This window comes from Pseudomonadota bacterium (assembly GCA_010028905.1).
Classification (GTDB): Bacteria; Vulcanimicrobiota; Xenobia; order RGZZ01; family RGZZ01; genus RGZZ01.
Genome location: RGZZ01000554.1, coordinates 1 through 3,030, shown reverse-complemented (window position 1 = coordinate 3,030; position 3,030 = coordinate 1). Strand labels below are relative to the sequence as shown.

The window sequence follows — 3,030 nt, the reverse complement described above, 5'->3', positions numbered from 1 at the left end:
TCCCCCTTATGTCCATCATCCAGATCGCGCTCCAGCGCCCCTACACGTTCATCGTGATGTCGCTGCTCATCGCGATTCTGGGCGTCACCACCATCACCCGCACCCCCACCGACATCTTCCCCGACATCGACATCCCCGTGGTGAGCGTGGTGTGGAGCTACAACGGCATGAACGCCGACGAGCTTGCCAGGCGCGTCACCACCATCTGCGAGCGCGCCATGACCACGACGGTGAACGACATCGAGCACATCGAGTCGCAGACCCTGCTGGGCGTCACCGTCATCCGGGTGTTCTTCCACCCGCACGCGCGAATCGAGGCCGGCGTGGCGCAGGTGACCGCCATCTGCCAGACGCTGCTGAAGCCGTTCCCCCCTGGGATCACCCCTCCGTTCATCCTGCGCTACAGCGCCTCGAGCGTGCCTGTGCTGCAGATCGGCCTCGAATCGAAGACCCTCTCTGAGCAACAGCTCTTCGACATCGGGCTCAACAGCATCCGAACCCAGATGGCCACGGTGCAGGGGGCCTCGGTGCCCCTTCCCTTCGGTGGCAAGGTGCGCCAGATCATGGTCGACATCGACCCGCAGCGCCTGCTCGCCCAGGGCCTCACCCCCGCCGACGTGGTGGCGGCGGTGAACGCGCAGAACCTGATTCCCGCGGCGGGCACGGCGAAGATGGGAGACACCGAGTACAACGTGCGGCTGAACGCCAGCACCGACGCGGTGAGCGAGCTCAATCGCCTGCCTATCCGCCAGACGCGAGGCGGCATGGTCTACATCGGCGACGTGGCCACCGTGCGCGATGGCTTCGCGGTGCAGAGCAACATCGTCAACATCAATGGGCGGCGCTCGGCCCTCCTCACCGTGCTCAAGAACGGCGGCGCCTCCACCCTCGACGTGGTGCAGCGGGCCAGGAAGCGGCTGGGAGAGATCAAGAAGCAGGTGCCCCCGGAGCTCGAGATGAAGCCCGTGCTCGATCAGTCGATCTTCGTGAAGGCCGCCATCGACAGCGTGCTCGAAGAAGGCGCCGTCGCGGCCGTGCTCACGGCGCTCATGATCCTGATCTTCCTGGGAAGCTGGCGCAGCACCCTCATCGTGGCCATCTCGATACCCCTGTCGATCTTCTCGTCGATCATCGTGCTCGGCGCGATGGGACAGACGCTCAACGTCATGACCCTGGGCGGCCTCGCCCTGGCCGTGGGCATCCTGGTCGATGACGCGACCGTCGAGATCGAGAACATCCACCGCAACGTCGAAGAGGGGCGCCCTCTCATCCAGGCCGTCATCCACGGCTGGCACCAGATCGCCACCCCCACATTCGTCTCGACCAGCGCCATCTGCATCGTGTTCGTCTCGGTGAACTTCCTCACCGGACCGGCCCGCTATCTCTTCACCCCCCTGGCCTGCGCGGTGGTCTTCGCCATGGCGGCATCGTACATGCTGAGCCGGACGCTCGTGCCGGTTCTTGCCGCCAGGCTCATGCCCCGCGACATCGAGGTCCATGAAGCGCTTCGCGAGGGGCGCACCGGCACAGGCCTCGGATGGCGCCTCTCGGCCCTGATCTGGACGTACCACGACCGATTCAACATGTGGTTCGAGCGCGCGCGCGCACGCTACATGGGGCTGCTCGGCTGGGCCGTGCGCAACCGACGCGCTTCGCTGCTCACCTTCGGCGGATTCGTGATCTGGTCGATGCTGCTGCTCCCCTTCGTGGGACGCGACTTCTTCCCCACCGTTGACGCGGGCGCGTTCCGCCTCCACGTGCGGGCCCCCGCCGGCACCCGTGTCGAGACCACGAGCGCGCTCTTCCACGACATCGAGAAGGCCATCCGGCGCGAGGTCCCGCCGGACGAGATCGATCTCACCCTCTCCAACATCGGCCTCAACCCCAACGGGGTGAATCTCGTGTTCACCGATTCGGCCACCATCGGCGCCAACGAGGGCGAGATCATGTGCTCCCTGAAGCCCGGTCACGGGCCCACCGCCGCCTACGTGAAGCGCCTGCGCGAGACCCTGCCGAAGACGTTCCCCAGCGTGGAGTTCTTCTTTCAGCCCGCCGACATCGTCAACCAGATCCTCAACTTCGGCCTTCCCGCGCCCATCGACATCCAGGTGATGGGGCGTGACCCGGACAACATCCGCGTCGCGCGTCGCATCGCAGCCGCCATCAAGGCCGTTCCGGGCGTGGTCGACGCGCATGTTCACGAGGTCGTCGACGCGCCAGACATCGATGTCGACGTCGACCGCTCGCGCGCCCTCTCGGTCGGGGTGACCCAGGCCAACGTGGCGGGCAACCTGCTGCTCACGCTCACCGGAAGTGGCCAGGGCTCCCCCAACTTCTGGCTCGACCCCAAGAACGGCGTCGCCTACCTCGTGGCGGTGCAAGTGCCCCAGTACCTGATGCGAAGCATGGGCGATCTGCTCGGCACGTCGGTGCGCGCCGCTGACACGAACCAGCCCTCGACGCAGCTGTCGAACCTGGCCACGGTGCGACGCGGTCGCTCGACGATGAACGTCGACCACTACAACGTGCAGCCCGTGTTCAACGTCTACGCGAACGTGCAGGGACGCGACCTGGGCGCCGTGGACGACGACATCCAGCGAATCTTGAGCCAGATGAGGAAAGACCTGCCGCGCGGCACCTCCATCGTGACCCGCGGTCAGGTCATGAGCATGAACGAATCGTTCATCAGCCTGGGCATCGGCATCGTGTTTGCCATCACCCTTGTGTACCTGCTCATGGTGGTGAACTTCCAGTCGTGGCGCGACCCGTTCATCATCATCACCGCCCTGCCCGGGGCCTTCTGCGGCGTGGTGTGGATGCTCTTCCTCACCGGGACCACGTTCAACGTGCCATCGCTCATGGGCGCCATCATGTGCATCGGCGTGGCCACCGCCAACTCGATTCTCGTGGTGACCTTCGCCAATGATCGTCGCCGGGAAGGGGTGAGCGCCGTCGACTCCGCCCTCGAGGCCGGGCACACCCGCCTTCGCCCGGTCATCATGACAGCGCTGGCCATGATCATCGGCATGG

At 65.7% G+C, this 3,030-nt stretch carries 1 protein-coding gene; it reads left to right on the top strand.

Annotation, left to right across the window (positions count from 1 at the left end):
• Positions 1-8: 8 nt before the first annotated feature.
• Positions 9-3,030, top strand: a 3,022-nt coding sequence (locus EB084_22725) for an efflux RND transporter permease subunit (protein NDD31080.1), incomplete at its 3' end; no start/stop codon positions are given.